Origin of the sequence: Klenkia sesuvii, from assembly GCF_037083825.1 — a bacterium.
Taxonomy (GTDB): domain Bacteria; phylum Actinomycetota; class Actinomycetes; order Mycobacteriales; family Geodermatophilaceae; genus Klenkia; species Klenkia sesuvii.
Genome location: NZ_JBAPLU010000047.1, coordinates 1 through 2,219, shown reverse-complemented (window position 1 = coordinate 2,219; position 2,219 = coordinate 1). Strand labels below are relative to the sequence as shown.

The following is a 2,219-nucleotide window of genomic DNA, read 5'->3' as shown; positions in this document are numbered from 1 at the left end:
CCAGGTCGGCCAGCGGGATCAGGTCCGCCGGCTCCTCGGTCGTCCCCGGCGCCGAGCCGCCGCCGGCCGCCTTGGCGCGCTGCCGCCGGCGGTCACCCGAGGACAGCGCCAGGCCCGCGCCGCCCCGGTGGTCACTTGACCGTGTAGCCGGCGTCGACCGGGAGGGTCACGCCGGTGATGTACCGCGCCTCGTCCGACACCAGGAACAGGATCGCGTTGGTGATGTCGTCGACCTCCACCCACGGCACCGGCAACGAGTTCGTGGACATGAAGACCGGCTCGGCCTTCTCCCGCGAGGGCTCCGGGTCGTCGCCGAGGAACAGCCCCCAGGTCTTCGGGTTCTGGATCATCGGCGTGTCCACCCCCGTCGGGTGCACGCTGTTCACCCGGATCGAGTGCGGCCCGAACTCGTTGGCCAGCGTCCGCATGATCCCCACGACGCCGTGCTTGGCCGCGGTGTAGTGGATCGTGTTCGGCGTGCCCTTCAGGCCGGCCGAGGAGCTGGTCAGCACGATCGCGCCGCCCCGGCCGCCGTCCACGAGGTGCGGCAAGGCCACCTTGCAGGTGTTCCAGACCCCGGTCAGGTTGATGTCGATCATCTCCCGCCAGGCCTCGTCGGTGAGCTCCAGCGCGGGCTGGATCTCGAAGACACCGGCGTTGCCGAGCACGATGTCCAGCCGGCCCAGCTGCGCGACGCCGTCGTCCACGGCCGACTTCATCGCGGCGGTGTCGCGGACGTCGGCCTTGGTGGCCACGATCCGGCGGTCCAGCGCCTCGACCTGGCGCACGGTCTCGGCCAGGTCCTCCTCGGTCGCCGGCGGGTACATGCCGATCGACTCGATCGGCGCGCACACGTCGACGGCGATGATGTCCGCGCCCTCCTGGGCCAGCCGCAGCGCGTGGTTGCGCCCCTGCGACCGCGCCGCCCCGGTGATGAACGCGACCTTGCCCTCCACGCGGCCGGTCACTTCTGCACCGACCCGGCGTCGACGGGCAGCTGGACGCCGGTGACGTACCGGCCGTCGTCGCTGACCAGGAACAGGACGGCGTTGGAGATGTCGACCGGCTCCACCCACTCCACCGGCAACGCGTTCATGGCCTTGAACGACTCGGCGGCCTCGTCGCGGGTGACCTCGGACTTGGGCTTGTCCGGCCGGAAGAGCCCGTAGGTCTCCTCGTTGTGGATCATGTCGGTGTTCACCGAGGTCGGGTGCACGGAGTTGACCCGGATCATGTCCGGGGCGAACTCGTTGGCGAAGGTCTTCATCAGACCCACGACGCCGTGCTTGGCCGCCACGTAGTGCGCCAGGTTGGCCAGCCCCTTGATGCCGGCGGTGGACGACGTCAGCACGATGGACCCGCCCCGGCCACCGGCCCGGATGTGCGGCACCGCGGCCCTGACCGTCTTGAAGACGCCGGTCAGGTTGACCCCGATCATCTCGTCCCAGTCGTCGTCGGTGAGGTCCTCGACGGGGGCGAAGCTGGCGATCCCGGCATTGGCCAGCACGATGTCCAGCCGGCCCAGCTGCGCGACCCCGTCGTCCACCGCGCCCTTCACCGCCGCGGAGTCCCGGACGTCGGCGACGCTGGCGATGATCCGGCGGTCGAGCGCCTCGACCTGGCGCACGGTCTCGGCCAGGTCCTCCTCGGTGGCCAACGGGTAGCCGACCGTGCCCATCTGCTGGCACAGGTCGACCGCGATGATGTCGGCGCCCTCCTGCGCCAGGCGTACGGCGTGGCTGCGGCCCTGGCCGCGGGCCGCGCCGGTGATGAAGGCGACCTTGCCCTCGAGCTTGCCCATCTGTTCAGTCCCTCTCGATCGTTCCCCCGCTGCTGGTGTGTGCGGTGCCCCGCAGGGCTGCGGCCTCCGACCGCCCGGGTCTGGGCTTCCAGGCAGCCGGACCGCGCAGGTACCAGGGCTTGGCCACCCGCAGGTGGGCGAGCGCCGGGGTCACGGGGACACCGCCAGCGCGGCCCGACGCCCCTCCAGCACGGCCTCCAGCACGGTGCGGGGCGCGACGACGTCACCGGCGAAGCGCGCGCGCCCCTCGTCGGGCAGGGTGCGCCCAGGAAGCCGGTGGCCGGCGTCCACCACCGCGGCGCAGGGGATCCGCACCTCAGTCGCCGTCGCGGTGGCCGTCGCGGTCGCCGTCGCGTCGCCGGGGCAAGGGAGCCCCTCCTGAACGGGTGCCGCCCTCCCGGCCTGGAAGGGATCCCTT

Annotated in this window: 3 protein-coding genes; all 3 read right to left on the bottom strand. The window is 72.1% G+C overall.

Features of this window, described 5'->3' with window-relative positions; all coding sequences use genetic code 11:
* Positions 1 to 131: 131 nt before the first annotated feature.
* On the bottom strand, positions 132 to 968 hold the full coding sequence (locus TEK04_RS21135; protein WP_336406346.1) for a mycofactocin-coupled SDR family oxidoreductase: 837 nt from the start codon (positions 966 to 968) through the stop codon (positions 132 to 134).
* Positions 965 to 1,801, bottom strand: coding sequence for a mycofactocin-coupled SDR family oxidoreductase (locus TEK04_RS21130; protein WP_336406345.1), 837 nt, complete (start codon positions 1,799 to 1,801; stop codon positions 965 to 967). Before TEK04_RS21130 ends, TEK04_RS21135 begins: the two co-directional genes overlap by 4 nt.
* Positions 1,802 to 1,951: 150 nt before the next feature.
* Positions 1,952 to 2,116, bottom strand: coding sequence for a hypothetical protein (locus tag TEK04_RS21125; RefSeq protein ID WP_336406344.1), 165 nt, complete (start codon positions 2,114 to 2,116; stop codon positions 1,952 to 1,954).
* Positions 2,117 to 2,219 lie beyond the last annotated feature (103 nt).

Bases quoted from the DNA above. Each gene is read 5' to 3' on its own strand.
- TEK04_RS21130 (WP_336406345.1), bottom strand. From the start codon at position 1,801: ATGGGCAAGCTCGAGGGCAAGGTCGCCTTCATCACCGGCGCGGCCCGC.